The organism is Xanthomonas albilineans, from assembly GCF_002939705.1.
Taxonomy (GTDB): Bacteria; Pseudomonadota; Gammaproteobacteria; order Xanthomonadales; family Xanthomonadaceae; genus Xanthomonas_A; species Xanthomonas_A albilineans.
In genome coordinates, this window is sequence record NZ_MDCB01000001.1 from 171,367 (window position 1) to 189,172 (window position 17,806).

The 17,806-nt window shown below is 58.8% G+C and carries 12 protein-coding genes; 4 read left to right on the top strand and 8 right to left on the bottom strand.

The window, feature by feature from the left end; translation table 11 throughout:
• The first annotated feature begins 2 nt into the window (after positions 1 to 2).
• A complete protein-coding gene (gene acnB / locus XalbCFBP2523_RS00745) occupies positions 3 to 2,594 on the top strand; it encodes a bifunctional aconitate hydratase 2/2-methylisocitrate dehydratase (protein ID WP_045765660.1) in 2,592 nt (863 codons plus the stop codon).
• A gap of 485 nt (positions 2,595 to 3,079) precedes the next feature.
• Here the strand turns inward: acnB and XalbCFBP2523_RS00750 are convergent, their stop codons facing one another.
• The gene (locus tag XalbCFBP2523_RS00750) at positions 3,080 to 4,132 is read right to left on the bottom strand and encodes an IS1595 family transposase (RefSeq protein WP_249027706.1); all 1,053 of its coding nucleotides are present in this window, start codon (positions 4,130 to 4,132) and stop codon (positions 3,080 to 3,082) included.
• 1,017 nt (positions 4,133 to 5,149) lie between these two features.
• Between XalbCFBP2523_RS00750 and tcmP the strand changes: the two genes are divergently transcribed.
• The 3 genes from tcmP to XalbCFBP2523_RS00765 all read left to right on the top strand — a co-directional run bounded on the left by tcmP (position 5,150) and on the right by XalbCFBP2523_RS00765 (position 8,218).
• A complete protein-coding gene (tcmP, locus tag XalbCFBP2523_RS00755) occupies positions 5,150 to 5,977 on the top strand; it encodes a three-Cys-motif partner protein TcmP (RefSeq protein WP_045765662.1) in 828 nt (275 codons plus the stop codon).
• A gap of 207 nt (positions 5,978 to 6,184) precedes the next feature.
• On the top strand, positions 6,185 to 6,928 hold the full coding sequence (locus tag XalbCFBP2523_RS00760) for a DUF5131 family protein (RefSeq protein WP_045765663.1): 744 nt from the start codon (positions 6,185 to 6,187) through the stop codon (positions 6,926 to 6,928).
• A gap of 9 nt (positions 6,929 to 6,937) precedes the next feature.
• A complete protein-coding gene (locus XalbCFBP2523_RS00765) occupies positions 6,938 to 8,218 on the top strand; it encodes a three-Cys-motif partner protein TcmP (RefSeq protein WP_045765664.1) in 1,281 nt (426 codons plus the stop codon).
• A 116-nt stretch (positions 8,219 to 8,334) separates the two neighbouring features.
• On the opposite strand, the gene XalbCFBP2523_RS00770 is transcribed toward XalbCFBP2523_RS00765, so the two are convergent.
• The 7 genes from XalbCFBP2523_RS00770 to XalbCFBP2523_RS00800 form a co-directional block, all read right to left on the bottom strand.
• Positions 8,335 to 9,555 (bottom strand): PD-(D/E)XK nuclease domain-containing protein, encoded by a 1,221-nt coding sequence (locus tag XalbCFBP2523_RS00770; RefSeq protein ID WP_211286551.1) that lies wholly within the window; start codon positions 9,553 to 9,555, stop codon positions 8,335 to 8,337.
• Positions 9,480 to 11,672: an argonaute/piwi family protein gene (locus XalbCFBP2523_RS00775; RefSeq protein WP_045765666.1), complete on the bottom strand. Its 2,193-nt coding sequence runs from the start codon at positions 11,670 to 11,672 to the stop codon at positions 9,480 to 9,482. Before XalbCFBP2523_RS00775 ends, XalbCFBP2523_RS00770 begins: the two co-directional genes overlap by 76 nt.
• A gap of 130 nt (positions 11,673 to 11,802) precedes the next feature.
• Positions 11,803 to 12,003 (bottom strand): ribbon-helix-helix domain-containing protein, encoded by a 201-nt coding sequence (locus tag XalbCFBP2523_RS00780; protein WP_045765667.1) that lies wholly within the window; start codon positions 12,001 to 12,003, stop codon positions 11,803 to 11,805.
• A 315-nt stretch (positions 12,004 to 12,318) separates the two neighbouring features.
• Entirely contained in the window at positions 12,319 to 14,913 is a 2,595-nt protein-coding gene (locus XalbCFBP2523_RS00785; RefSeq protein WP_080928077.1) for an EAL domain-containing protein, read from the bottom strand.
• 4 nt (positions 14,914 to 14,917) lie between these two features.
• Positions 14,918 to 15,994 carry a protein-glutamate methylesterase/protein-glutamine glutaminase gene (locus XalbCFBP2523_RS00790; protein ID WP_012915865.1) on the bottom strand — a complete coding sequence of 359 codons (1,077 nt, stop codon included), beginning with the start codon at positions 15,992 to 15,994 and terminating at the stop codon, positions 14,918 to 14,920.
• The gene (cheD, locus tag XalbCFBP2523_RS00795) at positions 15,991 to 16,593 is read right to left on the bottom strand and encodes a chemoreceptor glutamine deamidase CheD (protein ID WP_012915866.1); all 603 of its coding nucleotides are present in this window, start codon (positions 16,591 to 16,593) and stop codon (positions 15,991 to 15,993) included. Before cheD ends, XalbCFBP2523_RS00790 begins: the two co-directional genes overlap by 4 nt.
• Positions 16,590 to 17,456, bottom strand: coding sequence for a CheR family methyltransferase (locus tag XalbCFBP2523_RS00800; RefSeq protein WP_012915867.1), 867 nt, complete (start codon positions 17,454 to 17,456; stop codon positions 16,590 to 16,592). The genes cheD and XalbCFBP2523_RS00800 overlap by 4 nt, the downstream gene beginning before the upstream one ends.
• Between the last annotated feature and the right edge of the window lie 350 nt (positions 17,457 to 17,806).

Here is a 17,806-nt window from a genome sequence, read left to right on the forward strand (position 1 = left end):
GCATGTTGGAAGCCTATCGCCACCACGTCGCAGAGCGCGCCGCGCTCGGTATCCCGCCGTTGCCGCTGAGCGCGACGCAGACCGCGCAAGTCATCGAATTGTTGAAGCATCCACCTGCTGGCGAAGAGCAGTTTCTGGTCGAACTGTTGAGCCAGCGTGTGCCTGCTGGCGTCGACGATGCCGCCAAGGTCAAGGCCTCGTATCTGGCCGCGGTCGCCTTTGGCACCGAGAAGACCCCGCTGATTTCGCCTGCCCGCGCGACCGAGCTGCTGGGCACCATGCTGGGCGGTTACAACGTCCATCCGTTGATCGAACTGCTGGACAACCCGGAACTGGGCGCGACGGCAGCGGCAGGTCTCAAGCACACCTTGCTGATCTTCGACGCCTTCCACGATGTGCAGGAAAAAGCCGAGGCCGGTAACCCGCACGCCAAGGCGGTGTTGCAGAGTTGGGCGCAGGGCGAGTGGTTCACCAGCAAGCCGGAAGTGCCGCGCAGCCTCACCATCACCGTGTTCAAGGTGCCCGGCGAGACCAATACCGATGATTTGTCGCCGGCGCCGGACGCCACCACGCGCCCGGACATCCCGCTGCACGCGCTGGCGATGCTGAAGAACAAGCGCGACGGCGCACCCTTCGAGCCGGAAGAAGACGGCAAGCGCGGCCCGATCCAGGCCATTGCCGATCTCAAGGCCAAGGGCCATTTGGTTGCCTATGTTGGCGATGTGGTCGGTACCGGTTCTTCGCGCAAGTCGGCAACCAACTCGGTGCTGTGGTGGACCGGCGAGGATATCCCGTACATCCCCAACAAGCGTTTCGGTGGCGTGTGCCTGGGGTCGAAGATCGCGCCGATCTTCTACAACACCATGGAAGATGCTGGCGCGCTGCCGATCGAACTGGATGTGTCGCAGATGGAGCACGGCGACGTAGTCGAACTTCGCCCCTACGATGGCAAAGCGCTGAAGAACGGGCAGGTGATCGCCGAGTTCGCGATGAAGTCGGACGTGCTGTTCGACGAAGTGCGCGCTGGTGGCCGCATTCCGCTGATCGTTGGTCGCGGCCTGACCGCCAAGGCGCGCGAGTTCCTCGGCCTGCCGCCGTCGGAGCTGTTCCGCCTGCCGATGGATCCGCCGGACACCGGCAAGGGCTTCTCCCTGGCGCAGAAGATGGTCGGCCGCGCCTGCGGCCTGCCGGACGGGCAGGGCATGCGTCCCGGCACCTATTGCGAGCCGAAGATGACCTCGGTGGGCTCGCAGGACACCACCGGCCCGATGACCCGCGACGAGTTGAAGGATCTGGCCTGCCTGGGTTTCTCCGCCGATTTGGTGATGCAGTCGTTCTGCCACACTGCGGCGTATCCGAAGTCGGTGGACGTCAAGACCCACCACACCTTGCCAGAGTTCATCTCCACCCGTGGCGGCGTGTCGCTGCGCCCGGGCGATGGCGTGATCCATAGCTGGCTCAACCGCATGCTGCTGCCCGACACCGTCGGCACCGGTGGCGATTCGCACACCCGCTTCCCGATCGGTATCTCGTTCCCGGCCGGCTCCGGCCTGGTGGCGTTCGCCGCGGCCACCGGCGTGATGCCGCTGGACATGCCCGAGAGCGTACTGGTGCGCTTCAAGGGGCAGATGCAGCCGGGTGTGACCCTGCGCGATCTGGTCAACGCGATCCCGCTGTACGCGATCAAGCAGGGCTTGCTGACCGTGGCCAAGCAGGGCAAGAAGAACATCTTTTCCGGCCGTATTCTGGAGATCGAGGGCCTGCCGGAGCTGAAGGTGGAGCAGGCGTTCGAATTGTCCGACGCCTCCGCCGAGCGTTCGGCCGCCGGTTGCACGGTGCTGTTGAACAAGGAACCGATCGTCGAGTACCTGACCAGCAACATCACCTTGCTGAAGTGGATGATCGCCGAGGGCTACGCCGATGCGCGTTCGCTGGCACGCCGCATCAAGAAGATGCAGGAATGGCTGGCCGACCCGCAGCTGCTCGAACCCGACGCCGATGCCGAGTACGCGGCGGTGATCGAGATCGATCTGGCCGACATCCACGAGCCGATCGTGGCCTGCCCGAACGATCCGGACGACGTGAAGACCCTGTCCGAGGTTGCTGGCGCGGCTATCGACGAGGTGTTCATCGGCTCGTGCATGACCAACATCGGCCATTTCCGCGCGGCGGCCAAGTTGCTGGAAGGCAAGCGCGATATCCCGACCCGTCTGTGGGTTGCGCCGCCGACCAAGATGGATGCTTCCGAGCTGACCAAGGAAGGCCACTACGGCACTTTTGGCGCCGCCGGTGCGCGCATGGAAATGCCGGGGTGTTCGCTGTGCATGGGCAACCAGGCACAGGCGCGCGAAGGGGCGACCGTGTTCTCCACCTCCACCCGCAATTTCCCCAACCGTCTTGGCCGTAACACCAACGTGTACCTCGGCTCGGCGGAGCTGGCGGCGATCTGCTCGCGCCTGGGCCGCATTCCGACAAAGCAGGAATACATGGCCGATGTCGGGGTGATCAAGACCAGTGGTGAGCAGATCTATCGCTACATGAACTTCGATCAGATCCAGGACTATCAGGACGTGGCCGATACGGTCACCGCCTGAGACAACGTGCTGTCGTGCGTTAGCGCCATGATGGCGCATGTGCCCAATATAGCGATTGGCGATAACGGTAAGGTGGGGTCATGCAGACGAGGACCCCATCTTCCCTGAAATGGCTTGTCGACAAGCACGCTAGGCTCGTCAGCGAGATAGACCGCCGCGAGAGGAAGCCAAATTGATCGCTTTGGAAATGGAGAAGAGCTGCGACGCGCTCAGGCGTGACCTCGCAGCCATTGATCGGGCGCTATCTCTGCATGAAATAGCAGTAGACCCGGAGAGTATTCAGCCAATCAAGAGCCAGCGGCGTATCCGGGGGCTCCCCAAAAACATCATGAAATGCTTGCGCTTGGCTAATGGCGCTTGGTGTTCAACGTTGGAAATCGCAATTTTTGTTGCTTCTGCAGCGAACCTGAACATGGACAGTCCGCTTTTTACTGAATTGCGCGAGTCGACGCGATATCGGTTGAAGGACGGCGAAACGTCGAAAACTACTGGTCGTTGCCGCCGGCTGACAGGTCGACGTGATGCACGCCCGCATTCATCAGGATTTCCTTGCCTCGTCGCTTTCCTTGGTAATAGCCGCGCCACCAACGCGAGCCACCGCCCCGTAGTTCCTTGGTAAGCACGCCTTCAACCTGCTGTCGGATCGTGCGACGCCTATGGTCTTCGCGCCAAGCCATTTCCGCAGCGTAGTCCGCCAGATATACACCGTGGACGCCATGCCCGACGCCCAACTCCCACCGGCGAAGTCTCGTGAAATACGACTCGGCCTGATTGTCGTTGACGCCATCAGCTCTGACGTATTCACGCCCATGGCGAACTGCCTCATGTTCATGGGTCGCGGCAAGGCCAGCATAGGCGGGGTTGTCGTCTGTTTCTATACGCGCACCTGGGCTGACATAGCGCCGAACAAGTTCGGCGATGTCTCGTTCATTCTCCGAGCGCGTCACAACGGTGATAGTCCTGACGGCCCCCTCCTTTGCTTGGCTTCCGCGCTGACGAAGTACCATCACAACACGCTTGTTTCGGCGTTTGTCCTGGTTGCGCCGGGAAAGTCCTGCATGGCGCTGTCTACGAAGCCGGCCCGCGACGCGATCGACAATCACCTTTTCATTTCGTCGCCCACGACGGTTAGGCTTTCTTGGCTTCCCGCCGAAGTAGCCGCCATCGATTTCGACAACGCCGGTCAGAGGTGTCAGGTCCTGCGTCCGCAGGATCGATTCACGCAATTTCCCCTGGAGGGCGTGGGCTGCCTTTATGGAGCAGTCGTTCATGCGCCCCAGCCCCATGGATGCAACCCCTTTCATTCCGGTCACATAGAAGAATACTGCGATGAAGATGATCCGCAGGGATTTTTTCCGGTTGGCGAACACGGTTGCAGACGTGACAGAGAAGTCGCGCTTGCACGCTTTGCAGCGCCATTGTTGGCGCGTGGGTCTCGGATGATGCTGATCCCACATGCCGCACCCGGGGCATGCCTGATGAGTGGCGCTGTTCCAGCGCAGGCGAGCGAACAGGTCGTGGATCTCTTGGTCGCTCATGGCGTAGATCGTGGTAAGGTTGAGGTCGCGGTACGCCGCGCTCCTCAAAAAGTGCTGTGCCATAAATAAAATTCCGGATTAGGCCGGATCAGGGACGAGTGGGGCCGTCCGCTGAACCGGCATTCTCAAGGTCAGGGCAAGCCTCCCCCGTCCGCGCGTTTTCAGCACGTTGACAAAGATCGGGAGGGGGAGCACACTGACAAGAGGACGTTCGAGATGCTTGCCTTCAAGCCCATGATCTCCTGCAAGAGATCTGCGCTTTTTGCTTTCTCGTCCACGAAAAAATGGCCCTCTGACGGGCTGATGGCTGGCCCCGTATCGGGGCTATGGATGGAATACTGACTGGGTGATGGTTCTCCTGCTAAACGAGGGCGGATAAGAAGTGGCTGCGTCTCAGCAAATCACAGGCATTGACGCGCTTGCTGTTCGGACTGAGTGAGCCTCCGAAAGGGAGGCATAGATGCCATCCCTTTCATGATGTTGGCACGACACTGCCATTGCCGAAAGAGGTAAGTGCAACGTAAGTAACTGAAATGGTGACAGTTTTGCTCTCTCTGCCCTGGGTCGTGTCACCATCACCTAGAAATTTTGTTGTCAGTTCAACGGCATACCGCTGGTGCCTTCGTTATGATTCGGCGACTGACGAAGGATCGCCATGACATCATCGTTTGCCCGGTTCTATCTGCCGTGGCCCTTATTGCTGCTCGGATGCGCACAGCCATCCCTCAAGCACGGCCGAGCCACCATTGCCTAGCGCTTCTCCGACAACGGCGGCAAACACGCCCGTAGCCGATGCTCACCATGGGCGTACCGACATACCTGCAAGAAAAGGATGGCAAATGGTACGTAACCGATCAGTGGTCCGGCTATTCCCGTCTCTACCCTTCGCTAGTGGGTCCTAGATCTGATCGACAGCCTTCTCTCGGTGGATGACTTGGAGAGACCAGGCTGGGTTGCAGCACGAGCATGGAAGACGCTTAATCACTACTCAAGGATTCAAACCAGGGGGGAGAACCTATGCCGACTAAGCGTGAGGAAGAACGCTACGAGATCGACCCGACTGACGGGTTGCGCCGTGAAATAGTCGGCGAATGGGTCCAAGAGAAGCACCGACGACTATGCCACTACGTTGATATCAGCAGAGCCGCTCGACGCAAGTTCCACGGCAACTGCACTTTCATCGATCTGTACTGCGGGCCCGGCCGGGCGAGAATCAAGAACACCTCAACTGTGATCCCTGGCGGCGCTGTGGCGGCCGCGTCCGAGGCTGCGAAGCACGCCCCATTCGGCAAGATCTACATCGGTGACCTTGATGCAACCAATGTGGATGCATGCGAGCAACGCCTCGCTCAGGAGCATCTAGGCCCGGTCTTGACTTTAGATGGTGCCGCTGATGCGACAGTACGTGCGATCCGACGCGACCTTTCGCCAACGGCTCTGCATTTCGCTTTCCTCGACCCGTATAGCATCCAAGCTATGCCGTTCTCGATAATACAGACGCTGGCAGAACTGCCGAGAATGGATATGCTGATCCACTTCAGCACAATGGATATGCAGCGCAATATCAAGGCGCTCATGGCCGGTGGAAAACTCGACAACTTCGCACCTGGATGGCGGGAACACATCAATCCGGCCGCGCGAAACGATGTAGCGCTCATTGCGGTCTTCCATTACTGGTACGGGCTGATCCGAAAATTGGGCTATCACGTTAGCGACAACATAGAGCGAGTTTCCGGCGCCAAGAATCAACCGTTGTACTGGCTCGTACTGGTCAGCAAGAACGAGCTCGGCGAGAAGTTTTGGGGCAAGGTCAGTAACGTCACACCGCAGCCGCGTTTGCTGTAACTATCAAGTCGAAACGCCACACCCAGTGACCGCTGACATCATACGGCCGGGACGCTTCAGACGGGGTGATGCGCCAAGGTCAGGCAAAGTGGTTTCAGCCTCGCTGGCTGTCTGGATGCGCATATATCTCCTCTTCGTCCAATGTCCACTCAGCGGTCGCAGCCCGTGCGCCAGTTCGGGGTATCATCGCCTCCGGAGGATACAACCATGACCACGACATCACGCATCGAATGGACCGAGCAGACGTGGAACCCGATCGTGGGCTGCACCAAGATCTCAGCCGGATGCAAGCACTGCTACGCTGAAGTGATGGCGCGCCGACTCCAGGCGATGGGCACGCCGGGGTACGAAAACGGCTTCGCCCTGCGTTTGATTCCCGAGCGGCTGGAGGATCCGGTCAAGCGCAAGAAACCGACGATTTATTTCGTCAACTCGATGTCCGATCTCTTCCACGAGAAGGTGCCGTTCGAGTACATCGACCAGGTCATGAAGACGGTCGCCCTCACCCCGCACCACAGTTACCAGATCCTCACCAAGCGTGCCGCCCGCATGGCTCGCTACTTCCAGACGCGGACGGTTCCCCGCAACGTCTGGCTAGGCGTGTCCGTCGAGAACCAGCGACATGGCGTCCCGCGCATCGATCACCTGCGAACTGTGGATGCCCATATTCGCTTCCTATCGGTCGAGCCGCTGCTCGAAGATGTGGGCGAACTGAATTTGGCGGGTATCCACTGGGTGATCGTCGGTGGGGAATCTGGGGCCAAGGCCAGGCCGATGAAGCCAGAATGGGCAGAGGCGGTCCGTTTCCACTGCGAGGACCAGGGTGTAGCCTTCTTCTTCAAGCAGTGGGGCGGCTGGGGTGCCGATGGCAAGCGCCGCGCCAAGGCGAAAAACGGCCGTACCCTCAACGGTCGCACATGGGATCAGATGCCAGCGCAAGCCAGCCTATAAGGAATTCGCATGACGCAGTCGCGGTATCGATGGAGCGATTACAAGCCTGCGATCATCAAACAGCACAGCATCGCCAAGCATGAGGTGCTGCGTGAGTACTTGGTGGCTTATCTGCAGACACTCGTCGTCAGTCCTGCCCAGGATGTCATTTCCGTTACTTTGGTTGATGGCTTTGCGGGAGGCGGTCTTTATGTCCACGAAGATACTGGCGTGGAGGTCCTTGGTTCTCCATTCGTGTTCCTTCAAGCCGCACAGGAAGCTCAGGCGCTGTTGGCGGTCGATCGAAAAAAGCCACTTGCTTTCAATCTGGATTACTTCTTCGTGGAGAAGGAGCGCCTCACCTGCGCGTTTCTGTCGAAAAATCTCGCCGAACGCGGTTACCAGGATCGCATCGGTAAGGACATCAATCTCCTACACGGCACGTTTGAGAAACACTATCCTCAGATCCTGAGTTTCATCCGCGGCAAGAGCCCCAAGGTCGGCCGATCGATCTTCCTGCTGGACCAGTATGGATACAAGGATGTCCCAACATCCCAGATTCGCCAAATCTTTCAGCAATTGCCGTGTGCAGAAGTCATCCTGACTTTCGCAGTCGACTCATTTATAAACTTTGCTGGCGACAACCCAGCGACTGCGCAGCAGCTAGAACGCCTGGATATCCCAGATCTGCTCAAAGGCCGAACATTTGACGACATTAAGTCGAATGAAAAAGACGTGCGCCTGTACATCCAGAGCTGCATGCACCAGGCATTGGTGGCCAATTGCGGCGCCCGTTATTTCACCGTGTTCTTCATCCGCACGACGGGACACGGCGACTACTGGCTCGTGCATCTGTCGCAGCATCACCGCGCCCGCGACGTGATGACCACGGTCCACTGGAATAACAACAATCATTTCATCCACTATGGTGACGGAGGGCTGGATATGTTCCGGACCTTGGGATACGCCACGCGACAGGACAGTGGATTCACCGGCCAAGGTGAGCTTGGATTCTGCTTCGATGATCGGGCCAGCGAGGCAAGCGTGGAGTCTCTGGCATTGCAGATCGCCCCGCTGGTTTACGAATGCCAGGGAGGCATTCGTTTCGTAGACCTCTATGCAACTCACTGCAACAGCTCGCCGGCTGACAGCGCTCGCTATCGCATTGCGATCGAAAAGCTCATTGGGCACAAGGAACTGATCGTCGAAGGGCCGAACGGCGAGCGGCGAAGGAAGGCGTCGACGATTGACGATAAGGATGTACTCAGGGTGTCGAATCAAACCATCTTATGGCCGCTCATTCGTCAGTAAACAGACTGCTAGCGGCCGCCTGATTTAGTGGGTAGGAAAGCTCTTAGAGAAGTCACTTACAACCATGAGGGAAGTGCGCAAAGCCTCGCCGCTAGCGTACTGCGACGTCGGGGCGCCTAACTCATTGTGGAGGGCGCGCTAGTTACCACGCACCCATCAATTCCATCGATTTTAGAGACGCCTTCCTTGAATTTGGCATGCTCCTGCGTCGCACGTGTACAGTCCCACAGAAAGATAACGATCCGAGCATCCTTGTATTTTGCGTCGGCACGATAGAGAGACGCATCTTCGGCGATCTCGCCAATGAGTGTCGGGAAGGACTTCTTCACGTCTTTCCGGTACTTGACTTCGATAATTACATGGAGTGACGGCAGATAGAGATCGATACGCGGATTCTTTTGTCCGACGGGTTGGAGATTCACTTCGTCCGCTATATCGTTGAAGATCGGCGCGAGTAGGACGTAGAGAAGGTTCTGAACGTGGTATTCGTTTTCTACCTGCCACTTGACGGGTTCTGCGCCTTTCGTGCGCCCCACGTCCTCCCACGTCCATCGTTTGAGACCGACGGAGATATGCTCCAGAAATCCTAGGAGGTCGTCGAGGCTCCAGCCTTTCGGCGGCACCACGGCCACGTCCTGATTGACCTGGTCGAAGACGTAAACCATCAGGCTTAACAGCGCCGTCGAAGCATCTTCTTGTGCCTGCGCCCGAAACTCGGCCATGAAACGGCTAAATAGGGACAAGCGAGTCTTGTGATCGTCGATTCGTCGTATGGCCCGATAGTGAAGAAAGAGAGGAACGCAAGCGCTGGCATAGACGGCGGAGTCGCCGCTGCATACATACGCAGCGATATCTTTCTCGAAGAGATTGAGATGGTCGCCGCTGACCTGCTGGGCCAGAAACCCTGAAATCCAGCTCTCGAATTCGCGTGCGATGCGCTCGTCGTTCATCTGCCCGGCCAGCCATTTCACCGCCATGACGCCGAACATGTCGGAAACCCACGGGCGTGGCGTGGCGTCGATCTTGGCGGCCTGGCCGAGCAGGCGAGAGACATCCAGATTCGAAACGGCTTCTTGTAGAACGCCGAGGCCCGCAATCGCGCACCGCTGATACAAGGATAGCGTCACAAAATCGAAGGACGGAAAACCATCCTTCGACAAACCCAGAAAACACAGAAAGGAGGATTTGAAAGGGTCGGCGTGCGCGCTCCCGCTCACCTTGCGGTGCAAATACTCGCGCAACTGGTACGCGTTTTCCTTCTCTATAGGAACCATTGGGATTGCCCGATCTTCCCGATCATCACCGAGTCGTTCCAGCCCGGAAGCTGGTTCAGCCATCCGAGATTCCGGGCGATCAAGTCGGAATAGCTGATAGTCACCGGCATCGGATTGGGAAAGTAGCTGCGCCAGGAGTGCGATGCGAAGCTATAGAGCTGGGCGCTCAGATACGTGATGTCCTTAAAGGTCGAGTCCTTGTGAACATCGAGGATCACGCCGCGCGGATGTCCATCTGTGTCTTGACGCAGTTCGCGCTGACCGATCAGGTAGACAAGCATTTCGTGCCTGGAAAGCTTGAATGTCTTCCCGCGCGGCGGAGCCAGCCGACCCTTTTGCACACCAGCCGTCGCGGAGTCGAACATGTGCAAGCCATGATCCTCCGAGACTTTCAGGAAGGCGTACTCGATCTGATATTCACGGTAGTTGTCGATCACGGCGCGAACGGCTTCGACCTCTTCCTTGTTGAATTTCTTGACCTGAGCATGAAAGATCAGGCGGATCGTGTCGCCCTTCTGCCAGTTCATCCGCTTCTGAATCTTCTCTATCGTCTCCCCGAGCACGGCGGTCAACGCTTCGCAGTAGGCTTCCGGCACGACCGCCTTCGAGGTATTCGAGACGATATAACTGCCATCTCCGGAGAAGACCGTGGTGATGCCAATAATCCGCTGATGATCGGCGCCGCGCTCTTGCCCGATATTCGCGCTACCGATGCCAATCACGAGTTCATGCGAGAGAGTCGGTGAGGCTTTGAGAAGCCAAGGGACACCACCCATCTTCGCGTAGCAGGCCAGCGCCATATTGTTGAGCGAGTACCCAAGCGAATAGTCGGGCTGCGCAAGAAGCTCTATCGTGAAATCCTGCACCGGAACCTGATGCAGGAAGAAAAGGCTCTTGCCGAGATAGTACGGATTGTCTGTAACTTTGAGCTTCTTGAAGGACTGCCGTACCTGCACGAGGGCCAAGTCCCAGCGTCCGCCATCATCCGCTTTCTTCCGGATCGCGGCTTCGATGGCGTTCTTGTATTCATCCACGCTATCGGTGACTGTCGCGAATACTTCAACGCGACTGGTTCCAAGCGTGAACTTGCCTTCAAGGCCACTGCTGAAATATTTGCTGTTTGAGATGCCTTTCAGGAGCTTGCGAACGAACTGCTCGACGCGTCCCTTGTCGTGTTGGCCGCAGATCACGCAAATCGACGGGTCATTCCTATCGAATGTGCGCTTCGTATAGGGGCCACTCTGTGTCAGACCCTTCTCAGCCCAATCCGCCTCGCCGTTGTCGTTGAAGACGAACACTGGTTTCTGCATCTGCCCGCAGTTCTTTTGGATGTTAGGTGAGTCCTCGATCTCAATGCGTGTTCCGTCGATCAGCGGGATGGTCTTCGACTGGATGTACTTCTTGAGCGTGTCGATGCGCGCCTTCTTGTTCTCGCCTCCATTGAATATCGAAACGGATTGCCGAATACGATCGACGATGGCATCTTTCTGTGCTCCATGTGTATGCAGAATGTAGTCGTCGAAATTCGTCCGGCTAGCCTCCAGGTACACGTCCTTCGCCTCGGCCTGAACAAACTGGCCGTCAGGCCGCTTGATATATAGCGTTTCACCCTTGCAGCTGCTCACCGACCCCAGAAGCTTTCTGTATCCGTCGTCCTGCTCTGTGACAACGTAGCGGCTCATGAGATCAAACCCAGCATTCAAGAAGAACAGGCCGTTCTCTTTGATTACGCGGCGCGTTGTGCAATCAATAACAAGGCACGGATTGCCCTGCACGGTACGGGTGTCAATTGAGTATTTGGCGCAGACCTTGAATGGGTACGCATCTCCAAGAATGGTGACTAGAAGATTGTCCTCCGGCTTGGCGCTTACCAACTCGATGGAATTAAAGCCGGACGGGTTGCGGCCCAGTCCGGCGAGATGCCGGATCAGTCCGTCCTTGACCAGCGAGCAGAAGATACCGAAGTTGTCCTTGAGCGCGATCGTCTGCGGCGTGCCAGATGCTGGGAACGTGCCGTCCCCGGAGAAGATCAGAATGTTGTCGCCCTGCCGGCGGAAAGCGTGCGTCGCTCTATAACGGTCGCGAAGGTCATCCAAGGTTTCCTTGTCGTACTGAATCTGGAGGACTTCAAGCTCCAGCTCGGGGACTTTCAGCGGAAATGCGTTCAGGACAATCGACAAGATCCACCCCTTTCATGTTCGTGAAGGTTCCATCGCGCAGTGCCCCGCGAGTTGGTCCTAGTACTCGATGAGATTGATGTGAAGGCTGCCGTGGCCTGCCGCTTGACTGGCCTCACGACAAGCACGGTGTTCATTGCTGCCTCTCCAGAAGAGGCCATTGTTCAGCGACGTACTTCTCTGCTGCATCGCGAACGACCCATGCTACGGACACCTTCTTGCTCCGGGCGATGGCCTCAAGCTTTTCGTAGAGTTCGGGCGGGAATGTCACGGACGCCCTCGAAGCCCGATCACGCTCGGGCTGTGAGCTTGCAATGTCTTTCGTCGCAGGCATGACCTAAACACTTCGGACTAGATAATGCACCACTTTACACCAAAGTGGTGCACACCCCATCGATGGCGCCCGGTCTCGTCTAGGAAATCTTAGAGCGCGCCAAGTTGGAGTAGGTGAGCCCTAATAGCGACCAAAGTGAAGAACGCCCCCCGCGGGGGGGAGGGCGTTCTTGGGCTGGGGGCACATGCGCCATCATGGCGGCTCTTTCGTAAGCCGGAATACGGATAAGTGCGTGACTGGTGCGTTCGGCTATCGAGGCGTGACGCCTTGTCGTGCACCCCGCCAGACTCATGGCGAAGTTCGACGCTACTGCGCTTATTGCGTCGGTGTGCGAGGTTGAGCCTGTAACCACTGTTCCAGTGCGCTTGCGGGCAGCGCACGCGAGAATAGGAAGCCTTGCAGCACGCCACAGCCCAGTTCCGCCAGCAGGCTGCGCTGCGCGTCGGTCTCCACGCCCTCGGCCACGGTGTGCATGCCCAAGGTTTCGCCGATGCGCAACACCGAGGTGGTCAGGGCACGGGAGGTCGGGCTGTGCTCCAAGTCGCGGACGAAGCTCATATCCAGCTTGAGTTCGTTAATCGGCAATTGGTGCAGATGGCTGAGGCTGGAATAACCCGTGCCGAAATCGTCCAGCGATAGTAATACGCCGCTGCTTTGCAATTGCCGCAGATTGTCCAGTACCGCGGCGGTGTTGGACAGCATGACGCTTTCGGTCATTTCCAAGGCCAGATCGTCGGCGACCAGGCCATAGGCGCTCAGCATCTGCTCTACTCGCGCGGGTAATTGCGGTTCGGCGAAATTATTGGCGGATAGGTTCACCGCCACGCGCGGCACTGGAATCCCGCGCAGACGCCAGTCGGCCATCTGACGGCAGGCTTCGCGCAACGCCCATTGGCCGAGTTCCTCGATCAGCCCGCATTCCTCTGCCATCGGCACGAACCGTGCCGGCGAGATATTGCCGAGATTGGGATGTTCCCAGCGCAACAGTGCTTCCACCCCATACAGCGCATGCGGTGCTTGGCTGAATACCTGCGGTTGGTAATGCAGTTGCAGTTCGTTCTGATGCAAGGCGTCGCGCAGCGCGGTCTCCAACGCCACGCGTTCTTGCGCCATGCGGTTCATGTCGGAGCTGAAATAGCGGAAGCTGCCGCCGCCTTCGTCCTTGGCTCGGTACATGGCTAGATCGGCGTGGCGCAACAGTGTTTCGATGTCGTCGCCGTCCTCGGGAAACATCGCCACGCCGATGCTTGCACTCGGATGCAGGGTGACATGGCCGACCACCACCGGCTCGGCCAGTGCCAGCAGTAGGCGTTCGGCGGTGCCGGCGGCCTGTTCAGCTCCGCATTGCGGCAACATCATCACGAATTCGTCGCCGGACTGACGACTGAGCAGGTCGGTCACTCCCATTTCCTCGGTCAGCCGTTGCGCGATATCGCGCAGCAATCCGTCGCCGGCGTGATGTCCCTGGGTCTCGTTGACGCGTTTGAACCGGTCGATATCCACGAACAGGATCGCGACCGGGGAGCCATGGTATTCGGCATCGGCCAGCGCCTGTTCGGCGCGTGCGCTGAACATCACCCGGTTCGGCAGATTGGTCAGCGCGTCGTAGAAAGCCAACTGATGCACGCGTTCCTTTGTCTGTTCGCGTTCCATCGCCAACGCACACAGGTGTACGCACAGTTCGATCAGGCGCATGTGCCAGGGCAGTGGTTCGCAAACCTCGCGATAGTACAGCGCAAAGCTACCGAGCACGCGCCCGCCGCTGGATTTGATCGGGGTGGCTACGCAGGTACCCAGATGCAATTCCTCTGTCAGCGAGCGGTAGTCTGCGAACAACTCATCGCGCTGTGCATCCTTGACCATCACCTGTTTGCCGCGCCAGATCGCGCTGCCGGAAGCGCCGACATTAGGGCCGATGGGTACGTTTCCTACCTTTTGCCGTAATAGCTCGGGCATGCTCGGTGCGACCAGTAGATGCAGATTGCTGTTGCTGTCCACGCTGAAGATCGAGGTCAATAGCTGCGGAGCGATGCGCTCGAACTCCCGGCAGATCAGCGTTGCGACATCGACCAGTGGCTGTTCGCGGACCATCGCATCGAGCACGTTCTTGTGCAGCACTTCGTGCATCTTGCTGTGGGTGATGTCGGTGAAGGACAACATGTAGTGCTGGACAGAGCCGTCTTCCTCGGTGATCGGGTTGGCCACCATCGTGATCCACAACGGTGTGCTGTCCTTGCGATAGACCAACAAATCGACCTGGTGGCCGAACCCAGCGCGCATGCGCTCGCGGGTCTGCGACACCACCTGCATATCACTGCCTGGGCCCGGCAGTACTCCGCTGGGAAGTTTTCCAAGGATTTCTTTTGTGTCGTAGCCGAATACGCGGCTGAAACCGGCATTCACATAAAGAATGTGCAAGTCTTTGTCGCACAGCATAATGGCGCTGTCGCTACGTTCCAGTGCCAGTGACAGCAAGCGCATCTTGGTGTCGCGCTCGCGCTCGGCGCTGATGTCGCGCACTTGCAGTACCTGTAGTGGTCCACCTTCCTGCGGCACAGGCGAAGCGCTGATCGATATCCAACGCTGCACGTCCTTGCCGCTTTGCAGAAGCAGCCTGTAATCGTTACCATCGCGTAGGCAACTGGCAAGAAAATCGGCGCGAATTCCCTCGTCGATCAATTCCCCGATTTCGCGGCCCAGCGCCTGCGCCTGAGGCAAGTTCCACAGAGTTTCGGCAATGTGGTTGAAAGCGACAATGCGCGATTGCGCGTCGATGACCACGATGCCATCGGCCGTGCGCTGCATGGAATGCAACGGTGCCAGCTCTTGGCTGGACGCCACACGCGTCTGGATCGTCGCATCCGAGCTGCTGGCGGACGTGATCGGTTTGGTGACGCGGCGGTGCGGCATGGTACTAACGTGCCTGTGCGGACAGTGCGATCAAGCGCTCTGCGATTTTGTTCAATGGCAGCACTTCCTGCGCAGCACCAAGTCGGAAGGCAGTGCCGGGCATGCCCCAGACTACGCTGGTTGCCTCGTCCTGGACCAGGGTGCTGGCGCCGGCTTGCAGCATCTCGAGTAGCCCGCGTGCACCATCGTCGCCCATGCCGGTCAGGATGGCGCCGATCGCATTGGCGCCAGCATTGCGCGCCACCGACTGGAACAGCACGTCTACCGCTGGTTTGTGGCGGTTGACCGGCGGGCCGTCGTCGATCTTGCAGCGCCAACGTGCACCATCGCGGATCACTTGCAGATGCTTGCCGCCGGGTGGCAAATAGGCGTGTCCGGGCAAAATCGCCTCGCCTTCGCTGGCTTCACGCACCGCCATGGCCGAATGTCGGTTGAGGCGATCGGCGAAGGCGGTGCTGAAGCCGGCAGGCAGGTGTTGGGTCATCACCACGGCGGGTGCGTCGGCCGGCATGCCTTCCAGGACCACGCGCAGTGCTTCGGTGCCACCGGCGGATGCGCCGATGGCAATCAATCGGTCGGTGGTCCGGAATTTCAGCGAGGACAGGGCAGTGGGCGCGACCGTCGCGGGGCCGGCTGGTTTCAGTATGTCTGCGCGGTCCAGCGCACGTACCTTGGCTTTGGACGCGGCTATGACCTTGCCAATGATCTCCTCGGCATACTCTTCCAGGCCACGTGCCACGTCGAGTTTGGGTTTGGAGACGAAGTCCACCGCGCCCAAGGCAAGCGCCTGCAGTGTGGTGTCGGCACCGCGCTCGGTGAGCGAGGAGATCATCACCACGGGTGTGGGCCGCAGCCGCATCAGGTTTTCCAGGAATGCCAGCCCATCCATTCGTGGCATTTCCACGTCCAGCGTGATCACGTCCGGATTCAAACGTTTGATTTTTTCGCGTGCCAGCAATGGATCGGCAGCCGAACCGACCACTTCAATGCCAGGTGCGCGCGACAGAATCTCCGTGAGGATTTGCCGCACGACGGCGGAGTCGTCGACGATCAGTACACGGCAAGGGGCTTCTAAATTCATTCGAACAACTCCACTGCTCCGGTGACAGGAGCTTTGGCGAGACGGGCACGCACGGCCGATTCGGCGGCGGCGACTTCTGCTTCTTCGTGTGCGTGTGGCAGACGCTGTACGACAACGCGACCGGTGGCAGGAAAGAACCATATCTTGCGCGGATGGATGCCGCGCAGATCCTCGGCGATCACCGGTATGTGCTCGGCTTTGAGGTAGTTCAGCACGAAATCCGAGTTGCGGGTACCGACCGGATTGTTGGTGAATCCCTTGAGCACGTTGCCACCGCCGAACACCTTGGCTTCCAGCCGGTTGCGGGCGGCGCCGCGCTTGAGTAGGTCGTTGATCAGCATTTCCATAGCGTAGCTGCCGTAACGCGCCGGGGCACCATCGCCGCTCTGGCCGTCTGGCAGCATGAAGTGGTTCATGCCGCCGATCTTGAGCAACGGGTCACGGATGCACGCCGCGACGCAAGATCCCAGGATGGTTGTCAGCGCAGTGTCATCGTCCACGACGAGATATTGCGTCGGCAATAGCTTGGCGGCCGTCGTCTTGAAGCGGGTATCGTGATACCGCATCACCTGGTCCATAGACACGGTGGCGGTACTCATGTGTGAGCCTTGTTGACGGTGCGATACAGGGTGCGACCGCAGGGTTGGATCAGGTCTGACGCATGCAGATAGTTCTCCGAATGGCCGGTGTAGAGCATGCCTTCGCCGTCCAGATGTGGTGTCAGCCGCGACAAGATGCCGCGCTGAGTCGGCTTGTCGAAGTAAATCATCACGTTGCGGCAAAACAGAGCAAGATACGGGCCTGCGACGTCGTAGCGCGGTTCAAGCAGGTTCAATTGGCGGAATTCGAGCAGGTCGCGCAGTGCTGGTATCACCCGACATTGGCCTTCGTTGGCGCCGCTGCCGCGTTGGAAATACTTGCGCTTGATCGCCGTGTCCAGGCTGGCGATGCGCTCGAGCGCATAGACGCCGCGCGAGGCGGTCGCCAGCACCTGGGTGTCCACATCGGTGGCCAGGATCCGTACCGGTGGGGTCAGCGTTCCGAATGCCTCGCAGGCGGTGATCGCTAATGAATAGGGCTCTTCGCCGGTGGATGCGGCGCAGGACCAGATCTTCAGCGGTGCCGAAGCGGCATGCTTTTTGAGCTCCTCGTTCAGCCGTTCGAAATGGTGCGGTTCGCGGAAGAACGAGGTCAGGTTGGTGGTCAGCGCATTGGTGAACGCTTCCCATTCATCGCCGCCTTCGCGCTCGAGCCAGTCCAGGTAGTCGCGGAACGAGCGCAGTCCTAGCGTACGCAGGCGTCGCGAAAGCCGGCCATACACCATGTCGCGCTTGGCTGGAGCCAAGGCAATGCCTGCTTTCTGGTAGATCAGGTCGCAGACACGCTTGAAATCCCGATCACTGAACTCGAAGTCGCGATTGTCGGAACCGGAGGGTGGCGGAGCAGAGATCGGAGTGGCCATAGGTCTCAGCGGTGGTCGGTCTACGGAGATATCGGCCACGAGTCGGCAAAATTGACACGTTTCTCGAGCAGTCGGTTGTCCATCATCCGGTAAATATCGATCCGAACGCCTGCCACTGCGACTTTTCCAGAGGCGATTGCAGTCTAGTGGGCCATATTATGAGGAACGCTGTGTCCCAGATGAGGTGTTTTGGAGGTGATCCTGAAGCCAGAAGTGTTCGCCAGCTTCGCCTGTGAGTCCATTCCAACGCATGCGGTGCATGTCGGTCGTGCGTAGCGAATGCATTGAAGCAATATGGCAAAGGATCCCAGGCACGAGGCCGGGGATCGGAGTGAGGATGACGGGTGCCG

Coding starts and splice junctions, on each gene's coding strand:
- acnB (WP_045765660.1), top strand. CDS start 3: ATGTTGGAAGCCTATCGCCACCACGTCGCAGAGCGCGCCGCGCTCGGT.
- XalbCFBP2523_RS00750 (WP_249027706.1), bottom strand. CDS start 4,132: ATGAGCGACCAAGAGATCCACGACCTGTTCGCTCGCCTGCGCTGGAAC.
- tcmP (WP_045765662.1), top strand. CDS start 5,150: ATGCCGACTAAGCGTGAGGAAGAACGCTACGAGATCGACCCGACTGAC.
- XalbCFBP2523_RS00760 (WP_045765663.1), top strand. CDS start 6,185: ATGACCACGACATCACGCATCGAATGGACCGAGCAGACGTGGAACCCG.
- XalbCFBP2523_RS00765 (WP_045765664.1), top strand. CDS start 6,938: ATGACGCAGTCGCGGTATCGATGGAGCGATTACAAGCCTGCGATCATC.
- XalbCFBP2523_RS00770 (WP_211286551.1), bottom strand. CDS start 9,555: ATGGCTGAACCAGCTTCCGGGCTGGAACGACTCGGTGATGATCGGGAA.
- XalbCFBP2523_RS00780 (WP_045765667.1), bottom strand. CDS start 12,003: ATGCCTGCGACGAAAGACATTGCAAGCTCACAGCCCGAGCGTGATCGG.
- XalbCFBP2523_RS00785 (WP_080928077.1), bottom strand. CDS start 14,913: ATGCCGCACCGCCGCGTCACCAAACCGATCACGTCCGCCAGCAGCTCG.
- XalbCFBP2523_RS00790 (WP_012915865.1), bottom strand. CDS start 15,994: ATGAATTTAGAAGCCCCTTGCCGTGTACTGATCGTCGACGACTCCGCC.
- cheD (WP_012915866.1), bottom strand. CDS start 16,593: ATGAGTACCGCCACCGTGTCTATGGACCAGGTGATGCGGTATCACGAT.
- XalbCFBP2523_RS00800 (WP_012915867.1), bottom strand. CDS start 17,456: ATGGCCACTCCGATCTCTGCTCCGCCACCCTCCGGTTCCGACAATCGC.